Here is a 24,227-nt window from a genome sequence, read left to right as displayed (position 1 = left end):
CACAAACATACGGTGATGAGGAGTAGGTATTATGGTGACAACGTCTCTCCCACTTATAGAAAATCATTCTCCAGCGCATATTTGTCCTTATGATCAAGCCTGTAGCTATTTAGAATGGGCTGCTAAAGAATTAAAATTAGATCAAGGTATCGTAGAAATACTCAGTCACCCTCGAAAAGTTGTCACAGTTTCCATTCCCATAAGAATGGATAATGGGGAAGTGCGGGTTTTTGCTGGACATCGGGTACAACATTCGGATATTTTAGGACCCTATAAAGGTGGTATTCGCTACCATGAAGCAGTGACATTACGAGAAGTATCCGCCCTAGCCATGCTCATGACTTGGAAATGTGCATTGTTAGGCATTCCCTACGGTGGTGGCAAAGGCGGAATTCCCATAGACCCCAAAAAGTTCAGTGTGGGGGAATTAGAACGCATTAGTCGCCGTTATATTAGCGAATTAATTAAAGACATTGGACCATCCGTAGATATACCCGCACCAGACATGGGAACATCAGCGCGGGAAATGGCATGGATGATGGATACTTATTCTGTCAATGTTGGTCATTCTGTCCCCGGAGTAGTTACAGGTAAACCATTATCTATTGGTGGTTCCCTGGGACGAGAAATGGCGACTGGACGCGGTGTGATGATTATTGTTCGTGAAGCACTTGCAGATCACGGTAAATCCCTCGTAGGAGTCAGGGTAGCAATTCAAGGCTTCGGTAATGTAGGTGGGGCAGCCGCCGAATTACTACACCAACAAGGAGCAAAAATTATCGCTGTTTCCAGTGCTAGTGGGGGTATCTTTGCCGAAAATGGTCTTGATATTTCTGCTGTCAAAGCCTACGCTGCGGCCAACCATCGCAGTGTGGTGGGATTTCCCCAAGGAACACCCATTAGTAATGCAGACTTATTAACTTTACCTTGTGATGTCCTGATTCCTGCCGCTTTGGAAAACCAAATTACCGCAGAAAATGTCCATCAAATAAAAGCCCAATTTGTCGCAGAAGCGGCTAATGGTCCAGTGACTTTGGAAGCTAACCGCGTTCTAGAAGCCCAAGGTGTCACCGTGTTACCGGATATTTTAGCCAATGCTGGGGGTGTGGTGGTCAGTTATTTAGAATGGGTACAAGGTCTTTCCTACCTATTCTGGGACGAAGAACGAGTCAACCGGGAAATGGAACATTTGATGGTTCAGGCTTACCGCAAGGTGATTCATGAGTCGCAAGCACGGGGGGTAAATCTGCGGTTAGCTGCTTATACTTTGGGTGTAGGTAGAGTCGCGCAAGCTTTGAATGATCGGGGCTTGTATCCTTAGTTTTATTTGTAATCTAGTTTAATTGGGGTGTGTTATGGCTTTAGCCTAACGCACCTTTTTTCAATCCTTGTACGTCGTCTACATATATAATTATTTTGTATAAATATTAATTGTTGATCATGCTACAACGAATAATTATCAAGGGGTTCAAGTCCATTAAGACTATGAATCTTGAGTTGCGTCCTTTAAACATATTGATTGGAGCTAATGGAGCAGGTAAAAGTAATCTCATTTCCTTTTTTAAGATGCTGAATGAGATGATGGCCGGGCGACTTCAACAATATATCGGCATATCCGGTTACGCTCAATCCTTATTGCACTTTGGACCTAAGATAACACCGCAAATCGAGGCACAACTAGAGTTCAAGATTGACAATGGGAGTTTGGATATTATCTATACCATGTGTCTAGGTCATGCGGCAGGTGATACTTTGATATTTGCTGAAGAAACAGCGACGCGAAACGGCTTACACCTACCTCAACCTTCAACCACTTACTCGTTAGGTGCAGGACATCAGGAAACAAAAATCAACAAAGCAGCACAAGAAGGTACGCCAACAATTGCCAACGCTATCAAACATTTGCTCAATGGCTGTTGTGTTTACCACTTTCACGATACGTCATCTACCGCGCGAGTTCGTCAATCCTGTTATATTGATGACAACCGCTCGCTGGTGTCTGATGCTGGAAATCTAGCCGCATTACTTCTGAGATTTCGTGAATATCATAATACAGCCTATCAGCGTATTATTAAAACGATCCGTTTAATTGCCCCATTTTTCGATGATTTTGTTCTTGAGCCTAGAGCGAATAATGTTATTCTCAACTGGCAGGGAAAAGACTCAGATCAAGTATTTGGTCCACACCAATTTTCGGACGGTACATTACGTGCTATCTGCCTGACTACGTTGCTTTTGCAGCCAGAAGAAGACCTCCCAGAACTAATAATTGTTGATGAACCGGAACTGGGTCTTCATCCCTACGCGCTCAATGTTGTAGCTGCGATGTTTGGTAAGGCCTCCTATCATACACAAATTCTCATCAGCACCCAATCTACTTCTTTTTTAGATAACTTTAATCCTGAAGATGTAATTACGGTAGATAGAGTAGGTAAGGAATCGCAATTTAAGCGGTTAAATCCTCAAGAATTAGAAACTTGGTTAGAAGAATATAGTTTAGGAGAAATTTGGGAAAAAAATATCATTGGTGGAGGTCCACACTAATGGTAAGACTCTATTTATTTGCAGAAGGACAAACAGAACAAACATTTGCTTCTATTATCCTGCAACCATATCTGGCGCAACATCAAGTATTTATGCACCACCCTAGACTCATTGCTCATGGAAGAAAAAAGGGTAAAACTAATCGTGGTGGTAGCGGTTATGGTGATTATCAGCCAATGAAGGATGATATTTTGCGATCGCTTACTGGGGATAAAAATACAGATGCTTTCTTTACAACGATGATTGATCTGTATGCAATTCATCATAATTTTCCGGGATTAGATGAAGCTGAAATCATGCGTCAAAATCCCATAAAACGAGTCGAGTTTTTGGAGAAAAGCTTTGCTGACGATATTGATGATCGGCGATTCGTCCCGTATATTCAATTGCATGAATACGAGGCTTACCTTTTTTCTGATCCTACTTGTTTTGAGTCCTTTTATGATAAATGCTCAGACAAAGTTGAAGAACTCAAACGTATTGCCGATAAATATGAAACTCCTGAGTTGATTAATGATAGCAAGGAAACAGCCCCCAGTAAACGTATTATTGCCCAATTTCCTGATTATAAAGGCGCAAAATCTACTTATGGACCACTATTAGCTGAATCAATTGGACTAGAAGTAATTCGGAATAAATGCCCTCACTTTAATTCATGGCTTTCACGACTTGAATCATTGGGGAAATAAGCCATTGATACCCCCAACATTAACAGGGGTAAATTTTTGTGTTCATGAAATGCGATCGCAGGATAAATTCTCATGAAATTCATTGAATCGTATAAAAGATAAAAGTAATGACTCAAAAGTATTACTGGCTGAATTTTGGATTTTTGATGACAACCTTTTTTCATCAGAAATTTACCTAAACAAAGACAAAAGCTCTCAAAAACATCAGTGTAATCAAGTAATCGTTTAAATTCATATTTAGTAAGTTACGAAACTTCCTTAACTACTTGCTGAAGAAGTCGCAAACTTTAATGGCAAAGATACTATATAACGGTATCCTGACTCCACCGAACCTTGAATAGAAATTTGTCCATGATGTAACTCGGCTAAAGTTTCTACTACCTGAGAACAAAATGACTCCCGACGTAAAAGTTGGCGTTTAGAAGCTAAATCATTCATTAATCCTAACCGAGATAAGCCCACCGCCGATTTGAACCAATGAAATTTTTGATCAATAAATCCTAAAATAGAAATTTCCACTTCTAGAAAGTGAGCAGCAGTTTGAGCAGCTTCTTCAAATACTGGAATCATTTCTGATTGTTGCAAACCCAGGTTCAATAATGCTTGTAGGCGTTGTTGTTCTTTTGTATTTACATAATTTCCATCATTTCGAGGAGTAAATAATTTATTGTTTGAATTTGCCATTGTGATTATTAGCCTAATAACTGCTTGATATGTAAATTTGCACAACCCCTAGAGGTTATTTCATCCCTATTTTCAAGCATTCCCAAATTTTTGACTACAATCAATAATGGAGAACAAAAAAAATTAACTAATAGTTGTTTTGCTCATCAATTCTACTCAACACAATACTTTTAGTTTAAGAAAATGTAGGTTGGGTTGACAAAGGAAACCCAACATTATTAAACTTAATTATTAAAATCCTTGTTGCGCTGTCGCTTAATCCAATCTAATTATATATAAAAAAATACAACCCTCTAACAAAGATTGTATCATTCTTGTGAATGAATTTAAGGCGTTGCTGAATCGAGGTATGAAATTTCCAAATTGAACCTTTAAAAATCTTGCCTTTGCGTCTTTGCGCCTTTGCGTGAGACTAAAATTCATACCCTTAATCAGCAATGCCAATTTAATTAGGGTGGGGAAACCCCACCCCTACAGATATTAGCGTTTCACCAATTTCTTAGACATCTTGCGAAGACGAATAGATTCAGGTGTAACCTCCACCAATTCATCTTGAGCAATGTATTCCAAAGCTCGTTCTAAATTCATGTCTACGGGTGTTTGTAACTGAGTCAGTTCTTCACCACCAGATGAGCGGTGGTTGGTTAACTGCTTAGTTTTACAAACGTTCAATTCCAAATCTTGGGGACGATTATGTTCACCAATAATCATACCTTTGTAAACTTTTGTTCCTTCACTGATAAAGAATGCACCTCTATCTTCACAATTCTTCATCGCGTAAGCAGTAGAAACACCTTCTTCAAAGGAGATAAGAACACCCTTATTCCGGGCTTCAATATCACCGCAAAGGGGGCGATAATCAAGGAAACTGTGGTTCATGATCCCTTCACCGCGAGTCATCCGCATGAATTCACCTCGGAAACCAATTAAACCACGGGCTGCCACAATAAACTCTAGTTGGGTGCGATCGCCTCCACCTGGCTGCATATCTTGCATTTCCGCTTTCCGTTGTCCTAAGCGTTCAATACAGCTACCAACTGCATCAGCGGGAACGTCTAAAGCTAGAAGTTCAAAAGGTTCGCAAGGTTGACCATTAACTGTGCGGTAAATTACTTGAGGTTGAGATACTTGGAACTCAAAACCTTCACGACGCATGGTTTCGATTAAGATACCCAGGTGTAATTCACCCCGACCAGAAACCAGGAATTTATCGGGAGAGTCGGTGTCTTCAACGCGCAAAGCTACGTTGGTTTCTAATTCGCGGTATAGGCGATCGCGGATTTGCCGAGATGTTACCAGTTTACCTTCTTGACCAGCAAAGGGCGAATCATTCACCCAGAAGGTCATTTGTAAAGTTGGTTCATCCACCTTAATTAAGGGTAGAGCCAGAGGTTCATTAGGATCTGTAATAGTTTCACCAATATAAGCATCAGCAAAACCAGCTACAGCCACAATATAACCTGCGGTAGCTTCCTCCATTTCTATCCGTTTTAAACCTTCAAATCCCATCAACTTGGTAACTTTGCCCTTGACAATGCTGCCATCTTCTACTACCAAAGCAGCTTGTTGTCCAGCGCGGATAGTTCCATTATGGATTTTACCAATGATAATCCGTCCTAAATATTCAGAATAATCTAGGGTAGTCACTTGCAATTGCAGAGGCTTGTTAGGATCTCCCACAGGTGCAGGTACGTGGCGAAGAATGGCATTAAATAGGGGCTGCATATCTACTGATTCTGCTTCTAAGCTTTCCTTAGCGAAACCAGCCATACCGGAAGCAAATAGATATTTAAAGTCGCATTGGTCTTCATCTGCACCTAATTCTAAGAACAGATCCAACACCTTATCAACAGCAACATGGGGGTCAGCTTGTCCCCGGTCAATCTTGTTAATAACAACGATAGGACGCAAACCTTTTTCCAAAGCCTTTTTCAACACAAAGCGGGTTTGGGGCATTGGACCTTCGTTGGCATCAACAATCAGAATACAACCGTCCACCATGCCGAGTACCCGTTCTACTTCTCCACCGAAGTCAGCGTGTCCAGGGGTATCAACGATATTAATCAGAGTGTCTTTGTAACGAACCGCCGTATTTTTAGAAAGAATTGTAATGCCTCGTTCCCTCTCCAAATCATTGGAGTCCATGACACAATCCGGAACGTCTTCGCCTTCGCGGAAAATGCCGGACTGTTTGAGGAGAGCGTCAACAAGGGTGGTTTTACCATGGTCAACGTGGGCGATAATGGCGACGTTACGAATTGGGAGCGTCATAGAGGGTTTCGGTAAACTTTAAGGTTTTTAGATTAAGAAGCTAATTTTCGGTCGTTTTAACAGAAGTGGGGATGATTTGCCAAATCTGTAACGAACCTTTAATAATTCTAGCGTAATTGTCACAAATATTGTTATTTTGATAATAAATATCAAGAGCATGGTTTAGGTTGAAGAGTCTATCAATGGGATTTTTTAGTACATTTTTACTAAAAAATCTAGTTTAAACTATAATTAAGACGTGTGTGGTGTTGTTAAAAATTATTTGGATAGCTAGTTTATTGTAGTCAGTTTATTTGGATTTGCGAGTTTGATTATGATTGATTGTCTAACTGTAGCTCGCTACTTTATTATGAAAGCTTATACAGATGGTATAGAAGCAGAAATGACAAACATGAAATCTCAAAAGCTTTTATACTATGCTCAAAGTTTGCATTTAGCAATGTATGATGAGCCACTATTTCCAGAAGAAATCCAGGCATGGCGGTATGGGCCTGTATGTCCACCTGCTTATAGATTTTATAACGAATTTGAAGCCAAACAATTACCTATACCTAGTCAAAAATCATTATCAGAAATATCTGAAGATAACAAACAACTACTAGAAGAAGTATGGGAATATTTTGGGGGCTATCATGCTTATCGTTTAAGTGATATGACTCATTTAGAATTTCCTTGGAAGAAAGCACGTAAAGGGTTACTTCCTGAAGCTGCTTCAACTACAGTAATTTTACTAGAAGATTTAAAAGTATTAGGATATGAAAAATTAGAACAGATAGAACGTGATCATCCAGGCTATCAAATTGTCATGCGACAAGTTTTAAAGGACGCTTGTAATTCAGAATCATCAACTCGTATTCAAAAAGGAGAAGTGCGTGACTGGCTTAACTCCCTTCTCGATTGAAAAATCTGATAGTTTTCAGCGTTCTTTCAAAAAACTCGCAAAAGCTTATAGATCCGATTTTGTAGAGTGTGTTGCCCAAATTTTAGAAGATTTAATTGAAGAACAGTATCCCATAAATTCCCGTAACGAACCTTTACCGGGAAAGATTGAATTATCTCAAGGATGGTCATTTCACAAAATCGAGTTTAAAGTATCCAAAGGTGCATCTGGACAAATTAGATTAATGTATTTAGTTAATACAAATGATTTTGTTATTAAGCTTGTGTGGATTTATAATCACGAACAATTTGCAAAACGTCCTGCTGAATCAGATTTAAAGGGCATTCTTAAAGAAATTTTAGACATTTAGTAGCAGTGGATAATTTTTATCTAAGCATGAGATTGTCAATTACGGCAAATATTGTGCCAAAATGAACTTATAGAGTTATAAGTTTACAGGTTATGGGTTGGTTGTCAGGACAGCAATTACAAGATGGTAAATATACCATAGAAAAAGAATTAGGCGAAGGTGGTTTTGGAATCACTTATCGCGCTAGAGATAATCAGGGAAATTACGTTGTTATCAAAACTTTAAATGATACAATCCAAAAACGTGCTGATTTTGCTAAATTTCAACAAGACTTTCTCAACGAAGCCATTAAATTAGCTAAATGTAGTCATCCTCATATTGTGCAAATTTACGAAGTCATTCATGAAAATGATCTTTGGTGTATGGTGATGGAATATATTGATGGTGAAGATTTAGGAACTATAGTAGAAAATCAAGGTATTTTATCTGAAACTGAAGCATTACGCTATATTCAGCAAATTGGATCAGCATTAACTGTAGTTCATGATAATGGCTTATTACATCGAGATATTAAACCACAAAATATCATGTTGCGTTCTGGTAAATTAGAAGCCGTGTTAATTGATTTTGGGATTGCGCGAGAATTTACACCGAATTTAACCAAAACCCATACCAAAATATTATCTGATGGTTTTGCACCAATTGAACAATATGATGCTAGAGCAAAACGGGGAGCATTTACAGATGTTTATGCTTTAGCTGCAACTTTGTATTCTGTGTTAACTGGAGAATTACCAACTATATCACCAATGAGAGCAATTGGTACAGAATTAGAAGAAGCAAAAAAGATAAATTCTAGTATTAGTGATCGCGTTAATCATGCAATAATTAAAGGAATGGAAATAAAGCCGGAAAATCGTCCTCAGTCAATAACTGAGTGGTTAGGTTTATTAGATTTAAATGAAATAGATTTACAACCACAAGTAACAAAAATTCATAGTATTGATGTCGTTAATATTGAGCAAATTCCCAATTTATTAACTAATAAATTATTTAATAAAATAAATAATTATAGTAAGCTAGAGGAATTGCTTATTAACAAAAAATGGCAAAGTGCTGATGAATGGACAAAGTATAAGATATTAGAAATAATGGGTTTACAAGAACAAGGATATTTCATGGCAGAAGATATTAAAAATTTTCCTTGTCAAGCCTTACAAACTATGGATCAACTGTGGGTAAAATATAGTAAAGGGCGTTTTGGTTTTAGCATCCAGAAAAGAATATGGGAAAAATTAGGTGGAAAAGCTGGAGTATTTAACGAAGAAAATTGGGTACTATTTGGAGAATATGTAGGATGGAGATCAACGAGAAATCATCAAATTTTATTTGCTGGTTGGACTACTAGAGAATGGTGTTATTATTCGGAAATAAACTTTAGTGAAAATGCAGTAGAAGGACATCTTCCTCGACTATGGTATGAATGGCGTGGTGGTTATGAATTATCTGCTATTCTCTTGAGATTGGAAGTGTGTAATTTCAGTTAATTAACAATAACGCCGAAATATACTAAACACGGGTGAGATTTAAACTTTTGCCAAATGACAAAGAACCCAGATGTGTAGGGGTTTAGCAGTGCTTAATGGTGTCAACTTAACGTGAAACCTGTAGCCCGCCTGGGAATGAATTCCCAGTCTAATAGCAGAAGTCATCTGAAGATGACTAAATAACCCGGAAATTTTTGAGTAAACTTTAGTTTACTTTCGCTATTAGCCCGGAAATTCATTTCCGGGCGGGTGTGGAAGCAAACAGATAAGCCATTTTTAACTTAAGTTGACACCAATGAGCTTTTGCTTTACCCCTACGTTTAGAATCAAACAATCAAGCCGTTTTGAGTATACCTATTTAACTAAAAATGCTATCAGAAAGATTTACCCAAGCGCTTACCTACGCCCATGAACTCCACGCCACGCAAAAACGCAAAGCTGGGGATATTCCCTATATTACCCATCTACTAGGAGTAGCCAGCATAGCCTTAGAATATGGTGCTAATGAAGATGAAGCGATCGCAGCCCTACTACATGATGCCATAGAAGACCAAGGCGGAGCAGCCACCAGAGCAGAAATTCGTCGGCGGTTTGGGGATAAAGTCACCGCCATAGTTGATGGTTGTACAGACACAGACACCACACCTAAACCCCCTTGGAAACCCCGGAAACAAGCCTATATTGCCCATATTGCCACCGCTTCCCCAGAAGTATTGCTAGTTTCTGCCGCTGACAAACTCCATAACGTCCGTTCAATTCTCAAAGATTATCGGATGATTGGTGATGCAGTTTGGGAACGTTTTCAAGGTGGCAAAGCAGGCACACTTTGGTATTATCGTTCCCTCGCAGATGCTTTCCAGAAACATCAAATTACGCCCTTAGTAGAAGAATTAGAAAGAGTAGTTTCCGAATTAGAAATATTAGCTGCATACAAAAAATGAAGAACGAAAACTTTCATCCTTCATTATTTACAGCATATTGCAGGTTACAGGAAGTACAAAGTTATCATGCTTTTACTCCTTCTTTCTTCTTTCTTCCTCCTGACTCCTGACTCCTTTTTTCTTCCTTTGGGATGATAGTTATTGGTTGATTAACGGAATAAACTACTGAGTGAGCTATCTTCGTGAATCCGCCAAATTGCTTCTCCCAGTAGATTAGCGACAGAAAGCGTCACCAATTGCGGAAACTGATTAGCCTCTGGGATGGGAATAGTATTAGTGACTATAACTTCCTCAAAGACCCCACTAGACAATCGCTCAATTGCCGGTGGGGAAAATACAGCATGAGTAGCACAGGCATATACCTGACTTGCACCTTCTTGACGTAGTAACTTAGCCCCTGCCGCAATCGTACCGCCAGTATCAATCATGTCATCCACCAATATGGCAGTTTTGCCTCTCACATCACCAATCACATTTAAAACCTCGGCGACATTATGAGCCTGACGACGTTTATCAATAATTGCCAATGGTGCATCATTCAATTTTTTCGCAAATGCCCTAGCCCGTGCTACCCCACCCACATCAGGAGAAACAACCACAATATCCTGTAATCCTTTGCTAATGAGATAATCTAGGATAACTGGTGAACCATAGACATGATCAAAGGGGATATCGAAATAGCCTTGAATTTGGGCTGCGTGCAAATCCATCGCTAGAACGCGGTTAGCACCTGCTTCAGTAATCAAATTAGCAACTAACTTCGCAGTAATTGACTCTCTGCCGGCTGTTTTTCTGTCAGCGCGAGCATAACCATAGTAAGGAATTACTGCTGTAATCTGGCGTGCAGATGCTCGACGACAGGCATCAATCATAATGAGTAATTCCATCAAATGATCATTGACGGGTTGACAACTGGGCTGGATTAAATAGACATCACAACCCCGAATTGATTCTTGGATTTGAACATAAAGTTCTCCGTCCGCAAATCTTTTGCGAATCATTGGCCCCAAGTCCATACCTAGATAACGAGCAACTTCTTGCGACAGTGCTATATTGGCAGAACCGGAAAAAAGCCGCAGACGATTATTGTCAGGTAGTCCCGTTGCTATTGACTGAATTGGTAAAGTGGCAGAACTTAGCACAGCAGATCCTCGAAGTGCATTCATAGAAATATCATCAGAGATTGAGCAAATTTCGCCGAAATTGAGTAAACAAATAATATTGATCTTCCAGTTAGCTCTGGGGTGTTACAACACCTATGATTAAATAGCACCAAACGTGCAAACAATTATTTTATGATACTTATTACCAATTAATAACCCAGTTAACTGAAGATTAAATATTAATTTTAATAAATCCCCAGACCTGGAAAAATTTGCCGTGAACTAAACCGCTTGATTTATAAGAAGATAGGCTCAAAACCCCGGAATTTATCCCTAAAAATCCCCAAAATTTTTAGGTATCAATGTCTTGTAAGTCGGGGATGAAAGCTGTAAGAGGGGATTTATCCCCCAGTGATAAGTTGATTATATTTGATGTTATCATCTTCTCAATAGACAGGAAAGGTAATCAACCTGTATAAAAACGCTACCATATTGAACACATCCTGACTTAAGGCAGAACGTAAGAATAGAATAATGCAAGACTTATTTCCAGTATACACTTCCTTGCAGGCGGGGTGACTGAGGAAAATTACGGAAGCTACAATTGAGACATATTGTGTCACGTTGTGGATGGATGATGCTTTTACTAAGTTCTAGCTCAGTTGCTATTATATTCAATTAATAGATCATGCAATCACCGATTACAGTTGGTACTATCCTACAAAATCGTTACCACATAATTCACATTATTGGACAGGGGGGATTTGGTAGAACCTATCTAGCAGAAGACCAAAGACGCTTTAATGAACTTTGTGTTCTGAAAGAATTAATTGCCCCAATCACAGAAACATCCCATGGGCAAAAAGCACAGGAGTTATTTGAACGAGAAGCTGCAACATTGTATCAAATTGAACATTCGCAAATCCCCAAATTTCGAGAAAAATTTGCCCAAAACGAAAAGTTATTTTTGGTACAGGATTTTGTGGCTGGTAAGACTTACCGCAATTTGCTCAAAGAACGTCAAGACCTGGGAAAAACCTTTAATGAGGCCGATGTACTGCATTTATTAAGAACTTTATTACCTGTTCTTAGTTATATTCATGGAAAGGGAATTATTCATCGAGATATATCTCCAGAAAATATAATTTTACGGGAAAATGATTTTCTGCCTGTGTTAATTGATTTTGGAGTGGTTAAGGAGTTAGCCACAAAATTACAATCATCAAGTGCTACATCAGTAACAACTGTAGGTAAGTTAGGTTATGCGCCTAGCGAACAAATGCAGACGGGCAGGGCATATCCTAGTAGTGATTTGTATGCGTTAGCTGTGACTTCTATAGTTTTATTGACTGGGAAAGAACCCGCAGATTTATTTGATGAGCAGCAACTAACCTGGAATTGGCAAAAATGGGCAACGGTGAAACCAGAATTTGCTCAGGTTTTACAGCGAATGTTGAGTTATCTACCGGGGGAACGCTATCAAAGTGCGGCTGATGTGACTCAGGCACTGCTGAACATAGGCTATAGTAGTCAACCTCCAGCTAATTTATCTTCTTTACAAACTATTGCTATTGGTCACCGTCCTGAACCTATATCGAAAGCATCTGAAAAGCCGCAACCTTCAGTAGATTCTGGGCAAAGTAGCTCTATTTTGGATAATGGTTGGGCGTTGGGGGGTATTGGCTGTATTGTGATTATTTTAGCAGGTTTTGGTTCTTGGACTCTGGTAACTTCACTGAAAGGTAAGCCGCGTCCATTGGGAGAAACGACTACAACTCCACAATCTTTTCCTTCTCCAGTTATTCCTAGTGGGATGACATTAACACCAACTCCAACACCGATTAATAGCGAACCTGTGATTAATCGCCAACGGCTGAAATTAGACAGGTCTAATATGGCGAGAGTTGAGGGAACACTGCGGGAAAATGAATTAGTTCAATATAGTTTGCAAGGTAAGAGTGGGGAAAAGTTAGTTGTATCTGTAAATGAGAACAGTGGTGTTATTCTGACGATTTTAACTGCTGATGGTGAAGTCGTGAATACTCAAGATCAACAATCTACATCTTATGAGGGAATATTAGCGAATGATGGCAAATATATTATTCAATTAGGTTTGTCCGGGGGTGTGGCAGAGGTTAATTATAGTTTGAATGTGGCTTTAGAAACGCCAACACCAACGCCAACGGAAACACCAACCCCGACGGAAACACCAACGCCAACGGAAACACCAACGCCAACGGAAACACCAACCCCGACGGAAACACCAACCCCGACGGAAACGCCAACTCCAACGGAAACGCCAACGCCGACGGAAACACCAACGCCAACGGAAACACCAACGCCAGGTTTTAATGGGACTAATTAGGGCTAAATTAGGAAAGGAAGCAAATTAAGTTGTCATTTTTAACGGAAAACGTTGTTGAATACTTTATTGATTACGGGAACTGATACGGATGCTGGTAAAACTGTGGTGACGGCAGCTTTAGCGGCTTATTGGCAAAAATATTATCCTCAGCGCAGTTTGGGGATGATGAAGCCAATTCAATCGGGGGTGGGTGATAGGGAACTGTACCAAAGTCTGTTTAATTTGGAACAGTCAGCGGAGGAAATTACACCTTTGTATTTTCAAGCGCCTTTAGCACCTCCAATTGCGGCTGCGAAGGAAAATCGTCAAGTTGATTTGGCGATCGCTTGGCGAACTTTGTTATCTTTACAAAAACAGCGTGATTTTGTGTTGGTGGAATCTTTGGGGGGTTTAGGTTCACCAGTTACCAATGAGTTGACTGTGGCTGATTTGGCGGGTGAATGGCGATTGAAAACTATTTTGGTTGTGCCGGTGAGATTGGGGGCGATCGCTAGTGCTGTGGCTAATGTAGCATTAGCTAGGCAAACTAAAATCAATCTGCGGGGGATTATTCTCAATTGTACCCAACCTCGCACCGAGTCAGAAATTGCTGATTTAACGCCACCAGATTTAATTCGATCATTAACAAATATTCCCGTTTTAGGTTGTGTTCCCTACCTAGAAAATCCTAGAGATTTGGAAAAACTTGCCGAAGTGGCTGCGGCTTTGGACTGGGAAATATATTGTAGGTAATTGGTAATTGGTAATTGGTAATGGGGAAGAGTTTTTTTCATTTTTAATTAATTAATAAATATGGTTTCTACATTTCCTCTGGCTTCAACAGTAAATCTCAAAAATGTCCGGTTAGAAATTCGGGCTTTACAACCACAATTAGTGGAGTGGAGAAGACAGATCCACCAAAAACCAGAATTAGGTTTTCAGGAAAAAATTACCGCCGAATTTATTGCCCAAAAATTGCAAAATTGGGGAATTGTCCATCAAGCCGGAATTGCTCAAACGGGAATTGTCGCTATTATTAAAGGTGAAAAACCTGGGAATGGCAAAGTGTTAGCAATTCGGGCGGATATGGACGCTTTACCTATTCAAGAACAGAATCAAGTTCCCTATTGTTCTCAACATGATGGAGTCATGCACGCTTGTGGACATGATGGACATACAGCGATCGCTCTCGGTACAGCCTATTACCTCAATCAACACCGAAAAGACTTTAGCGGCACTGTCAAAATTATCTTCCAACCCGCAGAAGAAGGTCCCGGTGGAGCAAAACCGATGATTGCAGCAGGTGTACTTAAAAACCCTGATGTTGATGCCATTATCGGTTTACACTTATGGAACAATCTACCATTGGGAACTGTAGGAGTCCGGGCTGGGGCATTAATGGCTGCTGTCGAATTGTTCCGTTGCACCATTTTCGGTAAAGGTGGACATGGGGCAATTCCTCATCAAACAGTGGATTCTGTAGTGGTAGCAGCGCAAATAGTCAATGCTTTACAAACAATAGTTTCCCGTAATGTGAACCCCATTGATTCGGCTGTAGTGACAGTGGGAGAACTCCACGCCGGCACAGCAGTTAATGTGATTGCTGATACCGCGAGAATGGGGGGAACAGTGAGATATTTTAATCCTGATTTGGCAGGTTTTTTTAAAGAACGCATTCAACAAATTATTGCGGGAATTTGCCAAAGTTACGGTGCAAGTTATGACTTAGATTATATTCATCTTTATCCACCAGTTATCAATGATACGGGAATTGCAGCGTTAGTGCATTCAGTAGCAGAAGAAGTCGTAGAAACCCCTATTGGTATCGTTCCCGAATGTCAAACAATGGGTGGGGAAGATATGTCATTTTTTCTGCAAGAAGTTCCCGGTTGTTACTTTTTTCTTGGTTCTGCAAATCCAGAGAAAAAATTAGATTACCCCCATCATCATCCCCAATTTGATTTTGATGAAACAGCTTTACCAATGGGTGTGGAAATGTTTGTCCGCTGTCTGGAAAAGTTCTTTGTTGAATAGTTTATTATGAAGTACAAGAACCCCACCCCCAACCCCCTCCCCGCAAGCGATGAGGGGGCTACAATGCACTATAATTGTAAAACCTCTGTAGTAGGGGTTTACGGCGTAAACCCCCGCGAGTGAGAAACTAAGAGGGTGGTCTCTCATGGTGTATCAAATATTTTTAGATCCCCCTAAATCCCCCTTAAAAAGGGGGACTTTGAGGAATTTAGCCCCCCTTTGTAAGGGGGGTTGGGGGGATCTCGATTAATTCTGATACTTTTCAACCATCCTCTAAGCAATTTTGGGTTTTTGTAAATGCCAATTAGTTGATTGTTCATAGGCATAAGCTACTTGGAAAAGTTGCTCTTCTCCTAACACTTTACCAACTATTTGTAGTCCAATTGGTAGACCTTTACTATCAAAACCGCAAGGTAAACTGATTCCTGGTAAACCAGCTAAATTAGCAGGAATAGTCATTAAATCATTTAAATACATACTCAAAGGATCGGTAGTTTTTTCTCCGGCTCGAAATGCGGTAGTTGGTGCAGTTGGAGAAATTAACACATCTACTGATTGAAAAGCTTTTTCAAAATCTTTTTTAATGAGAGTGCGGACTTTTTGGGCTTTCAAATAGTAAGCATCATAATAACCAGCGGAAAGGGCATAAGTACCAATCATAATCCGGCGTTTGACTTCCGCCCCAAATCCCTGAGAACGAGTTCGGGTATACATTGATAAAAGATTGTCTGCATCAGGGGAACGCAAACCATATTTAACGCCATCGTAACGCGCTAAGTTAGCTGATGCTTCCGAGGGGGCGATAATGTAGTAAGTTGGTAAACCATAGCGGAAACTGGGACAGGAAATCGGATGAATTTCCGCACCTAGTTCTTGAAGTTGTTCAATGGCTTTGGTGACAGCGGCTTGTACTTCTGAATCCAACCCTTCACCAAAGGTTTCTGTAATGACACCAATTCTAAGTTTTTTCCGAAGTTTGAGATCCGGTTTTAAACTAGCTGCATAGTCAGGAACTTTGATTTTGAGACTGGTAGAGTCTTGCGGATCATAGCCAGCGATCGCACTCAACAATATTGCTGTATCTTCTACACTGCGTCCAAATGGTCCGATTTGGTCGAGAGACGAAGCATAAGCCACTAAACCATAACGGGAAACTAACCCATAAGTCGGTTTCATGCCCACCACACCGCAGAAGGAAGCAGGTTGCCGAATTGAACCCCCTGTATCCGAACCCAGGGAAACCACGCATTCATCGGCTGCTACGGCTGCTGCTGAACCACCAGAAGAACCACCAGGAACACGGGATAAATCCCAAGGATTAGCGGTAACTTGATAAGCGGAGTTTTCTGTAGAACTCCCCATTGCGAATTCATCTAAGTTGGTTTTACCTACCATCACACCCCCAGCATCAGCTAGTTTTTGGGTGACGGTGGATTCGTAAGGTGGGATAAAATTTTCCAAAATCCGGGAAGCACAGGTGGTGACAATCCCCTTGGTACACAAATTGTCTTTAATGCCGATGGGAATCCCCGCTAAGATGCCAATTTCTTCTCCCGCAGCGACTTTTGCATCTACAGCTTGAGCTTGTTTTAAGGCTTGTTCTGTCGTGACTGTGAGGAAACTGTGCAGTTTGGGTTCTAACTCTTGAATCCGATTTAATGCTTCTTGGGTAATTTCAACGGCAGAACGTTCTTTACTGATTATCTGTTCGTGCAACTCGCGGATGGATGCCATAATTGTTCTCTTTAAGGAATCAAGTCATTGATTTTAGCATTTCCAGGTGTGGGGATTGGGGAATTTGCGTCTGAAGTTACAGGAGATTTTTTGTCTCACGCAGAGGCGCAGAGGCGCAAAGAGAGTTTTAAGAGTTTAGTTATACTAAAAATATTAGTTATGGTTGGATAATCAGTTTATACGTTCATTGGGAAAAGCCAATTTTAATATGCCGGCAAAGGACATCTATCACAATGCTGTTAAAAATGCCTTAATTCAAGAAGGCTGGATAATTACAAATGACCCTCTACATTTAAAATGGGGTCAAAAAGATATGTATGTAGATTTAGGAGCAAAACAACTTTTAGCGGCAGAACAAGGAACTAAAAAAATTGCCGTAGAAATTAAAAGTTTTGTCAGTCCTTCGGAAATGGCTGATCTTAAAGATGCTATTGGTGGATTTGTTTTGTATCGTGCTGTTATGAGTCGTCTAGAACCTGATAGAATATTATATTTAGGAGTCCGTGACACTGTATTCACAGATTTATTTGAAGAACCAATTGGTAAACTTTTAAGAGAAAGCGAAAATCTGAACTTACTTGTTTTCAATTCTGATACTGAGAGGATTACCCAATGGATACCTTAGATAATTATCGCCGGATTATAAAAGAAGTGTTAATACCTTATACACAAATTCCTTACTCCTATGGAGTGATTGAATGTAAAACAGTTTTTGATAGTGAAAATGATAGTTATTTATTAATAACTATTGGTTGGGACGGTGTGAAAAGAATTCACGGTTGCTTAGTTCATCTTGACATTATTGATAGTAAAGTCTGGGTACAAAGAGATGATACAGAAGATGGTGTTACCTATGAATTAGAAGCTGCGGGAATTCCTAAAGATAAAATTGTTTTAGGGTTTCATCCGCAAAATGTTAGGCAACATACGGGATATGCTATTATTTAATTGGCTTTGGCAAGGAAAAGAAGTTTTATTCAATTCTATCTAACCACTGTTTTGGATTGCGTTTTGCATGGAAGCAAGCAAATACAAAAACAGTATCTTGGTCAAAAACGTAGAGAATTATATAAGGAAATCGGCGAATTAATACTCTTCTTACCTGTTTGTAGGTAACTTGGTAAGCAAGAGGTTGTCTTCCAATTCCAGACAAACAAGCATCAACAGCACGAACAAATTCTGAACCTAAACCTGGATTTTGAGATTCGTACCACTCAAAAGCATTTTGGATATCGTATTCTGCTTCTGGCTGAATAATTAGGTTATAGTTCATTGGGAGAATCCTAACCGTTTTTTAACTTCTTCCCAACTAGAACCATTTGTAGGGTTTTTTTTGTAATTTTCTAACCGTCGATCTAATTCTTGTTGTTGTGCTGGACTCAAGGGTAATTCCTCTTGCTGTTCTAAGATGCTGTCCCATAAATCTTCAGCAAGTTGGATACGTTCTGCAATGCTGAGTTCAGAAATGTCAAATTTTAAGAGAGGATGGAGACTCATGATTGGAAAGTTAGGGTTGAGCTTTTATCTATTTTATAACATTGGTACATTTGAATGGTGTTGGAAGATGTATTATATTAGTTTCAGCACTTAGTAAACAGAGTAGAGTCTATCTCATGGTGTTTTCATCCTTGGTCTGATACTGATTATAGCAGGTATATATTCTATGTTCACAGGTAAATCTGTTAGTGGTTTTTTAGCTAAACATCTAAAATAGAATAGACTCAACTATACAATCACAATTATGTTCTACAAAATTCCACTACTGCTTACACCTCAACCAGAAGGAGGGTTCACCGTAACTTCTCCACTATTGCCAGAATTGATAACCGAGGGGGACTCTATGGATGAGGTTTTAGCCAATGTTAGAGATGCCTTTGAAGCAGTTCTGGAAACATATCAAGATTTAGGTAAAGAACTTCCCCTTAACCTACAATCTGTAGACCAAAACTCACCAGCTTTAATAGAAACAATTATCTCCATCAGATGAACTATAGAGAAGTTGCTAAGAAATTATCTAAACTTGGATGTGAAGAAATCCCCAGACGTGGTGGAGGTTCACATAGAAAGTGGTTTAATCCAATTACTCAGCAAGCAACTGTAATTCCTGATTGGAGTGGCCGCGATTTAAAACTAGGAACTTTACGCGCAGCCATAAAACAACTAGGAATTGAGTGGTCTGACTTTGAAGAAGTATAACAAATTAGGCGTTGCTGAATTGGGGTATGAAAGTCGAAAGTTCCATCTCTCAAACTCTTACTCTCTGCGCCTCTGCGTGAAATAAAATCATGAATATTAATGCCTCTATTATTGATCAACGTTTGCAATCAGTGACCGATGCTATTCGACAACGGGCTGCGGAAGAATTAAATATTAATGATGCTGGCAAACTTAAATCTTTGGCATTTGTATATTTTTGTGTGCAAACAATTCTAGATTTAGAAGACTCTAATACCTTTGATTGTTTGACCGAAGGTGGTGGAGATTTTGGTGTGGATGCCATGCACATTTCTGAAGAATATGATGGTGAGTTTACAGTTAGTTTATTTCAGGTAAAGTATGTAAATAATCTAGAAGGTAAGACTAATTTTCCTGAAAATGGCATCACGGCTCTCATTAATGCGATTCGATTTTTGTTTGATCCCACTGCAAAATTAGAGCATATTAATCAACGCTTACTTGCAAAAGTAGAAGAAGCCCGGAGTTTAATTCGGGATGGATATATTCCCCAGGTGCGGGCATTAGTTTGTAACAATGGCATAAAATGGAATGACTCTTCTCAAGAAGCAATTGATCGATCTGGATTCGGTGATCAGGTGACATGGGAACACATTAATCATGAACATCTCATCAAAATTCTGCAAGCTTCTAAACCAGTTAAAGATACTTTACAACTAAGTGGCAAAGCTGTAGTTGAAGATATGAATTTTAGTCGGGTGCTGGTGGGCAGAATTTCCATAACTGAAATTGCGGCTTTGATTGAGCGACACGGAGAACGCTTGTTAGAACGCAATATCCGCCGTTATTTAGGGTTGCAAGGCAACCGGGTCAACGAGGGTATTCGAGATACTTTAAATAGCGATGAAAAAAACAATTTTTATTTTTATAATAATGGCATCACTTTAACTTGCGACAGTTTTTCCTATAACGCGCTGCAAAATGGTGATTATCAGGTACGAGTTGAGAACCTGCAAATTATTAATGGTGGTCAAACTTGTATGACCATTTTTAAAACTCTTCAAGACCCAAATTTCTGCCAACAAAATACCCAAGCTTATGTTTTAGTTCGGCTTTATCAATTACCTAATGATAATGATGATTTAGTGCAAAAAATTACTTATGCTACTAATAGTCAGAACCCTGTGGATCTGCGTGACCTGCGAGCTAATGATAATCTACAGCGGCGGCTGGAAATGGATATCCAACAGTTGGGATTTAACTATCGCCGCAAACGCTCTGATACAGGCACTAAATCCACAGATATTACTTCAGGTGTAGCGGCTGAGGCGATACTGGCGGTTTGGCGACAAAAGCCTCATCAAGCTAAGTTTTTCACTCGTGAGCATTTTGGTAAACTGTATAATGTAATTTTTACTGAGCAGCTTAATGGCGCACAAGTCGTCATAGCTGTACAGTTGTATAGAATTGCCGAAAACCGACGTAAACGCCCGCATCCTAATGATCCTGCTTGTGTCCGTTATGCTTCGTGCTTTATTGCCATGCAAATGGGGAAAATACTTCTCAGAAAAATGAATCTGCAAATGGAGGAAATTAACCACCGTAATTTTGAGGATGCAAATCAGTTGATTAATCAAAATGGGGAGAATTATTTTAATGATTCAGTGCGAGATGTTCAAGAGGCGCTTCAAGCACTTTACGGAAACCAGGAAATTTCTTTACAACAACTTTCTGCTACTTTCCGACGTGGTGATTTAATAGAGAAACTTCAGCAGATGGAAATTCATTAAATCTATTCTTATGAATGACAAACTCCAGACCGAAAAAGATAAGCTCCAGGTAAGGACTAATATAGAGATGAATCAAGAAACAGAGAAGGAAGAGGTTCTCTGTCACCATTGTCTACGCACTGCTACAAATGGTATTAAATGTAAAGGTATCTGTGTGGCTGATAATGGCTATTAAGATGTAAATAAACAAATTTGGCAAAGCTAAGTGATATGGTTAAAATAATTTCTCGTACTTATGTCGGTCAAGCCAATGTTTATGATATTGGTGTGGAAAGTGACCATAATTTTGTGATTAAAAATGGTTTTGTTGCTTCCAATTGTTTTAATAAATCTCACTCTACAGCTTACGCTTATGTAACTTATCAAACTTCATATTTAAAGGCAAATTACCCATTGGAATATATGGCGGCGTTGCTAACCGCTAACAGTGGGGATACAGACAAGGTGCGGAAGTATCTTGATAATTGCTCTAATATGGGGATTGTGATTGATGCACCGGATGTGAATCGCTCTGGTTTGGATTTTACGCCGGTGGATGGGAAAATTTTATTTGGATTTTCGGCGGTGCGGAATGTGGGACAAAATGCGATCGCCTCAATTTTAGAAGCCAGGGAAGAATCAGGAGAATTAGTCCCATTTAAATCTTTGGCGGATTTTTGCGATCGCGTGGATTTACGTGCTATGAACCGCCGCACTTTAGAATCACTCATTAACTGCGGTGCTTTTGACAAAATTCAAGCTAATCGCAACCAATTAATTCATGATTTAGAATTAGTTTATGAGTGGGCGCAATCCCGCGCTAGAGACAAAGCTAGTGGACAGGGTAATATATTTGATTTATTAGGAGGGGGATTGGCAGGAAATAATCATCAACCTCAAAAAAATGCCTATGAATCTGCACCAAAAGCTCCTCCTGTCAATGATTTACCACCTCAAGAAAAATTGAGAATGGAAAAAGAATTATTAGGATTTTATCTCTCAGATCATCCTCTTAAATCTATCAGACAATCATCCTCAGTCCTTGCACCTATTAACTTAGCACAATTGGGAGAACAAAAAGATGATGCTATTCTTTGTGCAGTAGTAATGTTGAATAATGTCAAAAAGGTTGTCACCAAAAAAGGTGATTCTATGGCAATTCTGCAAGTTGAAGATTTATCTGCTGCTTCGGAAGCGGTGGTTTTTCCTAAAACATATGAACGCATTAGTTCTCTCCTCGAAGTTGATGCCAGATTGATTATTTGGGGTAAGATAGATCGCCGTGATGATCAAGTGCAATTTATTCTTGAAGACGCAGAAACTGTTGAAACTGTAAAAATGATTTTAGTGGAACTGAGTCCACAACAAGCAGGAACAATTGAAGAACAACATCGTTTGAATACAATTCTCAAAGCACAAGCAGGGGATAAAGATAAATCAAGAATACCTGTCATTGGTGTTGTTCAAGCTGGAGATCACCGAGAAATTGTCCGCTTTGGAAGACAGTTTTGGGTACAAGATTCGGGAACAGCAGTCCAAGCATTACAAAATGGCAGATTCCCGGCTCATATTAAACAACTAACCAGCGGCTAAACCATAATACCCGTAGGGGCGCAGGGCCTGCGCCCTTCCATATTGCGCCCTTCCATATTGCGCCCTTCCATATTGCGCCCTTCCATATTGCGCCCTTCCATATTGCGCCCTTCCATATTGCGCCCTTCCATATTGCGCCCTTCCATGTTGCGCCCTTCTCATATATGATGTATATGATCTTAAATTAAGAGGGCTTACACCGTAAGCCCCTACGAGATTAACAATTATTGATTTGGTTATATGAAGTTCGATCCCGAAAAACATCACCGTCGTTCAATTCGGCTTCCTAATTACAATTATGGTCAAGCTGGTGCTTATTTTGTCACAATATGTACTTATAAAAAACAATGTTGGTTTGGTGATATTAAACGGGGGGAAATACAGCTAAATCAAATTGGCCAAATAGTTGTTCAAGAATGGTTAAAATCATCAGCAATTCGGCAAGAGATTGAATTGGATGAATGGGTTTTAATGCCTAATCATTTACATGGAATTGTTTGGATTCAGGATCAAGATCAGGGAAGGTGCGATCGCATTGAGGAATTAAACCATGAGGATTTACGCAATAAGGAGTTAAACCAAGAGGGCTTACGCCGTAAGCCCCTACAGTCTGGTTCGCTCGGTTCTTTTATTAATGGGTTTAAATCCTCTGTGACTCGGCGCGTTAATTTAATTCGTTATCATTCTGATCTGCCTTTTTCGCAACGTAATTATTATGAATCTATAATTAGGGACGAAACACATTTAAGTAATATTAAAGAATATATTGGGAATAATCCTCAAAACTGGGAGGATGATGCAGAAAATCCCCACAATAGTTCAGAATGGCAGAAAATGCTGATAGATGTGCAGTTTTAACAAAAAACATATTTCAACTATTTGCAAAATTTGATGATTTATTTGCAGATTTAAGAGTTATTATTTTTAACAAAGATAAAATAATAACTTTCATAAACCAAATTAATGTGGTGTATTATCCCCAAGTTTGTATTTCTGACCCTAGCTGTCCGATTCATTTAGTTGGCAAAACAGGACAAGCTGTAGAGATTTCTATTCATACTCCCAGTCCATATATCTGTGCCAACTGCGAACAGATATTACCCGATTGGAAACAGCAACAGTTTTTGTGGGTGGTGGTTGTCTTGCAGCAATCACAATATCCTTTAGAAGAAATGACTATAGAAACAGAACAAGAAAAAGAGAAACTGCGAGAAAAATTTATGCGTTTTGGTTGCGATGTGGCATTTAATTTGCGCGATCGCGGATATTTAACAGACCTCATAGATCCCCGCACAGGTTATCCATTACTATCTCATTCTGGCCTAGTTCCCCATGATGATACAGCAGTAGCCCAAGCCTTACTTAAATATCCCGCCATTCAAAATAAATGCCATGTCCTTGTCCATCCTCAATGGGGAACCGCCGTTTATCCTAGTGTCATGCTTTCAGAAGCACCTCCAGAAATAATTGAGTCAGTCACTAAAGCGATCGCACCAATGCACGGATGGATACAGGTGTAAAGAGGCAGAGGGGTTGGGGGAGTTGGGGGAGTAGGGGAGTAGGGGAGTAGGGGGAGTAGGGGGAGTAGGGGAGTAGGGGGCAGGGAGAA

The 24,227-nt window shown here is 39.7% G+C and carries 25 protein-coding genes and 1 pseudogene; 19 read left to right on the top strand and 7 right to left on the bottom strand.

The window, feature by feature from the left end:
* Positions 1 to 31 precede the first annotated feature (31 nt).
* The 3 genes from FJR37_RS07835 (at position 32) to FJR37_RS07825 (ending at position 3,233) form a co-directional block, all read left to right on the top strand.
* Positions 32 to 1,321: a Glu/Leu/Phe/Val dehydrogenase gene (locus FJR37_RS07835; protein ID WP_168465725.1), complete on the top strand. Its 1,290-nt coding sequence runs from the start codon at positions 32 to 34 to the stop codon at positions 1,319 to 1,321.
* A 119-nt stretch (positions 1,322 to 1,440) separates the two neighbouring features.
* Positions 1,441 to 2,544, top strand: a complete 1,104-nt coding sequence (locus FJR37_RS07830; RefSeq protein ID WP_168465724.1) for an AAA family ATPase — start codon at positions 1,441 to 1,443, stop codon at positions 2,542 to 2,544.
* Positions 2,544 to 3,233: a DUF4276 family protein gene (locus FJR37_RS07825; RefSeq protein ID WP_168465723.1), complete on the top strand. Its 690-nt coding sequence runs from the start codon at positions 2,544 to 2,546 to the stop codon at positions 3,231 to 3,233. Before FJR37_RS07830 ends, FJR37_RS07825 begins: the two co-directional genes overlap by 1 nt.
* Before the next feature lie 369 nt (positions 3,234 to 3,602).
* Here the strand turns inward: FJR37_RS07825 and FJR37_RS07820 are convergent.
* A pseudogene (locus FJR37_RS07820) lies at positions 3,603 to 3,917 on the bottom strand (histidine kinase); the annotation flags it as partial.
* Positions 3,918 to 4,397: 480 nt separating this feature from the next.
* Positions 4,398 to 6,188, bottom strand: a complete 1,791-nt coding sequence (gene typA, locus FJR37_RS07815) for a translational GTPase TypA (RefSeq protein WP_039204906.1) — start codon at positions 6,186 to 6,188, stop codon at positions 4,398 to 4,400.
* Between the two features lie 313 nt (positions 6,189 to 6,501).
* Here typA and FJR37_RS07810 point away from each other — a divergent pair, with 313 nt between their 5' ends.
* The 4 genes from FJR37_RS07810 (at position 6,502) to FJR37_RS07795 (ending at position 9,866) form a co-directional block, all read left to right on the top strand.
* Complete coding sequence (locus FJR37_RS07810; RefSeq protein WP_168465722.1) at positions 6,502 to 7,089, top strand: Panacea domain-containing protein; 588 nt, start codon at positions 6,502 to 6,504, stop codon at positions 7,087 to 7,089.
* Positions 7,061 to 7,438 carry a hypothetical protein gene (locus FJR37_RS07805; protein ID WP_168465721.1) on the top strand — a complete coding sequence of 126 codons (378 nt, stop codon included), beginning with the start codon at positions 7,061 to 7,063 and terminating at the stop codon, positions 7,436 to 7,438. The genes FJR37_RS07810 and FJR37_RS07805 overlap by 29 nt, the downstream gene beginning before the upstream one ends.
* 92 nt (positions 7,439 to 7,530) lie before the next feature.
* Complete coding sequence (locus tag FJR37_RS07800; protein ID WP_168465720.1) at positions 7,531 to 8,925, top strand: serine/threonine-protein kinase; 1,395 nt, start codon at positions 7,531 to 7,533, stop codon at positions 8,923 to 8,925.
* A 368-nt stretch (positions 8,926 to 9,293) separates the two neighbouring features.
* Positions 9,294 to 9,866 carry an HD domain-containing protein gene (locus tag FJR37_RS07795; RefSeq protein WP_168465719.1) on the top strand — a complete coding sequence of 191 codons (573 nt, stop codon included), beginning with the start codon at positions 9,294 to 9,296 and terminating at the stop codon, positions 9,864 to 9,866.
* A gap of 149 nt (positions 9,867 to 10,015) precedes the next feature.
* Here the strand turns inward: FJR37_RS07795 and FJR37_RS07790 are convergent, their stop codons facing one another.
* Positions 10,016 to 11,032, bottom strand: coding sequence for a ribose-phosphate pyrophosphokinase (locus tag FJR37_RS07790; protein WP_039204898.1), 1,017 nt, complete (start codon positions 11,030 to 11,032; stop codon positions 10,016 to 10,018).
* Between the two features lie 625 nt (positions 11,033 to 11,657).
* On the opposite strand from FJR37_RS07790, the gene FJR37_RS07785 reads away from it, so the two are divergent.
* Genes FJR37_RS07785 through FJR37_RS07775 form a run of 3 tightly spaced genes read left to right on the top strand, consistent with a single transcriptional unit; the run spans position 11,658 to position 15,347 of the window.
* Positions 11,658 to 13,334, top strand: coding sequence for a serine/threonine-protein kinase (locus tag FJR37_RS07785; RefSeq protein WP_053539285.1), 1,677 nt, complete (start codon positions 11,658 to 11,660; stop codon positions 13,332 to 13,334).
* A gap of 54 nt (positions 13,335 to 13,388) precedes the next feature.
* Complete coding sequence (gene bioD / locus FJR37_RS07780) at positions 13,389 to 14,066, top strand: dethiobiotin synthase (protein WP_168465718.1); 678 nt, start codon at positions 13,389 to 13,391, stop codon at positions 14,064 to 14,066.
* Positions 14,067 to 14,126: 60 nt separating this feature from the next.
* Positions 14,127 to 15,347: a M20 family metallopeptidase gene (locus FJR37_RS07775; RefSeq protein WP_168465717.1), complete on the top strand. Its 1,221-nt coding sequence runs from the start codon at positions 14,127 to 14,129 to the stop codon at positions 15,345 to 15,347.
* 273 nt (positions 15,348 to 15,620) lie between these two features.
* Here the strand turns inward: FJR37_RS07775 and gatA are convergent, their stop codons facing one another.
* Positions 15,621 to 17,081: an Asp-tRNA(Asn)/Glu-tRNA(Gln) amidotransferase subunit GatA gene (gene gatA, locus FJR37_RS07770; protein ID WP_168465716.1), complete on the bottom strand. Its 1,461-nt coding sequence runs from the start codon at positions 17,079 to 17,081 to the stop codon at positions 15,621 to 15,623.
* A gap of 208 nt (positions 17,082 to 17,289) precedes the next feature.
* Between gatA and FJR37_RS07765 the strand changes: the two genes are divergently transcribed.
* Both FJR37_RS07765 and FJR37_RS07760 read left to right on the top strand, forming a co-directional pair.
* Positions 17,290 to 17,706, top strand: a complete 417-nt coding sequence (locus FJR37_RS07765; RefSeq protein ID WP_168465715.1) for a XisH family protein — start codon at positions 17,290 to 17,292, stop codon at positions 17,704 to 17,706.
* Positions 17,694 to 18,029, top strand: a complete 336-nt coding sequence (locus FJR37_RS07760) for a XisI protein (RefSeq protein WP_168465714.1) — start codon at positions 17,694 to 17,696, stop codon at positions 18,027 to 18,029. Before FJR37_RS07765 ends, FJR37_RS07760 begins: the two co-directional genes overlap by 13 nt.
* Positions 18,030 to 18,054: 25 nt before the next feature.
* Here the strand turns inward: FJR37_RS07760 and FJR37_RS07755 are convergent, their stop codons facing one another.
* Together FJR37_RS07755 and FJR37_RS07750 are read right to left on the bottom strand one after the other, a co-directional pair.
* On the bottom strand, positions 18,055 to 18,354 hold the full coding sequence (locus FJR37_RS07755; protein WP_053539280.1) for a type II toxin-antitoxin system RelE/ParE family toxin: 300 nt from the start codon (positions 18,352 to 18,354) through the stop codon (positions 18,055 to 18,057).
* On the bottom strand, positions 18,351 to 18,578 hold the full coding sequence (locus FJR37_RS07750; protein ID WP_053539279.1) for an addiction module protein: 228 nt from the start codon (positions 18,576 to 18,578) through the stop codon (positions 18,351 to 18,353). The genes FJR37_RS07755 and FJR37_RS07750 overlap by 4 nt, the downstream gene beginning before the upstream one ends.
* A gap of 244 nt (positions 18,579 to 18,822) precedes the next feature.
* On the opposite strand from FJR37_RS07750, the gene FJR37_RS07745 reads away from it, so the two are divergent.
* From FJR37_RS07745 to FJR37_RS07725, 5 genes are all read left to right on the top strand, one after another.
* Positions 18,823 to 19,068, top strand: a complete 246-nt coding sequence (locus FJR37_RS07745; protein WP_015078469.1) for a type II toxin-antitoxin system HicB family antitoxin — start codon at positions 18,823 to 18,825, stop codon at positions 19,066 to 19,068.
* Complete coding sequence (locus FJR37_RS07740; protein ID WP_039199868.1) at positions 19,065 to 19,277, top strand: type II toxin-antitoxin system HicA family toxin; 213 nt, start codon at positions 19,065 to 19,067, stop codon at positions 19,275 to 19,277. The genes FJR37_RS07745 and FJR37_RS07740 overlap by 4 nt, the downstream gene beginning before the upstream one ends.
* A gap of 89 nt (positions 19,278 to 19,366) precedes the next feature.
* Positions 19,367 to 21,046 (top strand): AIPR family protein, encoded by a 1,680-nt coding sequence (locus tag FJR37_RS07735; protein WP_039199870.1) that lies wholly within the window; start codon positions 19,367 to 19,369, stop codon positions 21,044 to 21,046.
* A gap of 10 nt (positions 21,047 to 21,056) precedes the next feature.
* On the top strand, positions 21,057 to 21,221 hold the full coding sequence (locus tag FJR37_RS07730) for a hypothetical protein (protein WP_168465713.1): 165 nt from the start codon (positions 21,057 to 21,059) through the stop codon (positions 21,219 to 21,221).
* Between the two features lie 35 nt (positions 21,222 to 21,256).
* Positions 21,257 to 22,618, top strand: a complete 1,362-nt coding sequence (locus FJR37_RS07725; RefSeq protein ID WP_039199872.1) for an OB-fold nucleic acid binding domain-containing protein — start codon at positions 21,257 to 21,259, stop codon at positions 22,616 to 22,618.
* On the opposite strand, the gene FJR37_RS26400 is transcribed toward FJR37_RS07725, so the two are convergent.
* Positions 22,615 to 22,764 (bottom strand): hypothetical protein, encoded by a 150-nt coding sequence (locus FJR37_RS26400; protein ID WP_217355212.1) that lies wholly within the window; start codon positions 22,762 to 22,764, stop codon positions 22,615 to 22,617. The two genes, FJR37_RS07725 and FJR37_RS26400, sit on opposite strands and share 4 nt — an antisense overlap.
* A 94-nt stretch (positions 22,765 to 22,858) precedes the next feature.
* Between FJR37_RS26400 and FJR37_RS07720 the strand changes: the two genes are divergently transcribed.
* Positions 22,859 to 23,476, top strand: coding sequence for a transposase (locus FJR37_RS07720; protein ID WP_168465712.1), 618 nt, complete (start codon positions 22,859 to 22,861; stop codon positions 23,474 to 23,476).
* A 107-nt stretch (positions 23,477 to 23,583) separates the two neighbouring features.
* A complete protein-coding gene (locus tag FJR37_RS07715; protein ID WP_027403832.1) occupies positions 23,584 to 24,138 on the top strand; it encodes a methylmalonic aciduria and homocystinuria type D protein in 555 nt (184 codons plus the stop codon).
* The last annotated feature ends 89 nt before the right edge of the window (positions 24,139 to 24,227 follow it).

Source organism: Aphanizomenon sp. UHCC 0183 (assembly GCF_009712065.1).
Taxonomy (GTDB): domain Bacteria; phylum Cyanobacteriota; class Cyanobacteriia; order Cyanobacteriales; family Nostocaceae; genus Dolichospermum; species Dolichospermum heterosporum.
The sequence above is the reverse complement of the archived record's forward strand: the minus strand, read 5'-3'. Positions and strand labels throughout refer to the sequence as shown.

Bases quoted from the DNA above. Each gene is read 5' to 3' on its own strand.
- FJR37_RS07795 (WP_168465719.1), top strand. From the start codon at position 9,294: ATGCTATCAGAAAGATTTACCCAAGCGCTTACCTACGCCCATGAACTC.
- FJR37_RS07830 (WP_168465724.1), top strand. From the start codon at position 1,441: ATGCTACAACGAATAATTATCAAGGGGTTCAAGTCCATTAAGACTATG.
- gatA (WP_168465716.1), bottom strand. From the start codon at position 17,081: ATGGCATCCATCCGCGAGTTGCACGAACAGATAATCAGTAAAGAACGT.
- FJR37_RS07755 (WP_053539280.1), bottom strand. From the start codon at position 18,354: ATGAACTATAACCTAATTATTCAGCCAGAAGCAGAATACGATATCCAA.
- FJR37_RS07730 (WP_168465713.1), top strand. From the start codon at position 21,057: ATGAATGACAAACTCCAGACCGAAAAAGATAAGCTCCAGGTAAGGACT.
- typA (WP_039204906.1), bottom strand. From the start codon at position 6,188: ATGACGCTCCCAATTCGTAACGTCGCCATTATCGCCCACGTTGACCAT.
- FJR37_RS07790 (WP_039204898.1), bottom strand. From the start codon at position 11,032: ATGAATGCACTTCGAGGATCTGCTGTGCTAAGTTCTGCCACTTTACCA.
- FJR37_RS07810 (WP_168465722.1), top strand. From the start codon at position 6,502: ATGATTGATTGTCTAACTGTAGCTCGCTACTTTATTATGAAAGCTTAT.
- FJR37_RS07745 (WP_015078469.1), top strand. From the start codon at position 18,823: ATGTTCTACAAAATTCCACTACTGCTTACACCTCAACCAGAAGGAGGG.
- FJR37_RS07785 (WP_053539285.1), top strand. From the start codon at position 11,658: ATGCAATCACCGATTACAGTTGGTACTATCCTACAAAATCGTTACCAC.
- FJR37_RS07825 (WP_168465723.1), top strand. From the start codon at position 2,544: ATGGTAAGACTCTATTTATTTGCAGAAGGACAAACAGAACAAACATTT.
- FJR37_RS07835 (WP_168465725.1), top strand. From the start codon at position 32: ATGGTGACAACGTCTCTCCCACTTATAGAAAATCATTCTCCAGCGCAT.
- FJR37_RS07775 (WP_168465717.1), top strand. From the start codon at position 14,127: ATGGTTTCTACATTTCCTCTGGCTTCAACAGTAAATCTCAAAAATGTC.
- FJR37_RS26400 (WP_217355212.1), bottom strand. From the start codon at position 22,764: ATGGAAGGGCGCAATATGGAAGGGCGCAATATGGAAGGGCGCAATATG.
- FJR37_RS07750 (WP_053539279.1), bottom strand. From the start codon at position 18,578: ATGAGTCTCCATCCTCTCTTAAAATTTGACATTTCTGAACTCAGCATT.
- FJR37_RS07765 (WP_168465715.1), top strand. From the start codon at position 17,290: ATGCCGGCAAAGGACATCTATCACAATGCTGTTAAAAATGCCTTAATT.
- FJR37_RS07720 (WP_168465712.1), top strand. From the start codon at position 22,859: ATGAAGTTCGATCCCGAAAAACATCACCGTCGTTCAATTCGGCTTCCT.
- FJR37_RS07725 (WP_039199872.1), top strand. From the start codon at position 21,257: ATGGTTAAAATAATTTCTCGTACTTATGTCGGTCAAGCCAATGTTTAT.
- FJR37_RS07800 (WP_168465720.1), top strand. From the start codon at position 7,531: ATGGGTTGGTTGTCAGGACAGCAATTACAAGATGGTAAATATACCATA.
- FJR37_RS07735 (WP_039199870.1), top strand. From the start codon at position 19,367: ATGAATATTAATGCCTCTATTATTGATCAACGTTTGCAATCAGTGACC.
- FJR37_RS07740 (WP_039199868.1), top strand. From the start codon at position 19,065: ATGAACTATAGAGAAGTTGCTAAGAAATTATCTAAACTTGGATGTGAA.
- FJR37_RS07760 (WP_168465714.1), top strand. From the start codon at position 17,694: ATGGATACCTTAGATAATTATCGCCGGATTATAAAAGAAGTGTTAATA.